The 375-nt window shown below is 59.5% G+C and carries 1 protein-coding gene; it reads left to right on the top strand.

Translation table 11 applies throughout. The annotated features are described in order from the left end of the window. Nucleotides 1-246 (top strand): transposase (locus ACM9LZ_RS26050; RefSeq protein ID WP_416622404.1); only part of this gene is annotated, 246 nt, incomplete at its 5' end. Between the last annotated feature and the right edge of the window lie 129 nt (nt 247-375).

Raw genomic sequence — 375 nt, forward strand, 5'->3', positions numbered from 1 at the left:
GTCAGCCATATCCATGTCAAGAAGCCCAAGGGCAAGCCGATGTCCCAGCGCACCGCCCGCGCCAATGCACGGAAATCCGCCATCCGCGCCAAGGTCGAGCATCCATTTGCCATGCTGAAGGGGCCAATGAAGCTCTTCATCCGCACCATCGGCATCAAGCGCGCCGAGGCGGCCATCACATTCGCCGCCATGGCCTACAACATGAAACGCTGGGTCTGGCTCAACGGGAGAACTGCGTCCGCATGACGCCAAATTCACCCGAAAGGGTGGCTTTGGCAGACTGTGATACGCCAGACAACGGCCAATGCGGTGCCGGGAAGCCAGAATTACGCTCAGATGACCCCATCACACAGGGTTATCGGAGGTGTCCAGGTT

Source organism: Niveispirillum fermenti (assembly GCF_048066175.1).
Lineage (GTDB): Bacteria > Pseudomonadota > Alphaproteobacteria > Azospirillales > Azospirillaceae > Niveispirillum > Niveispirillum fermenti.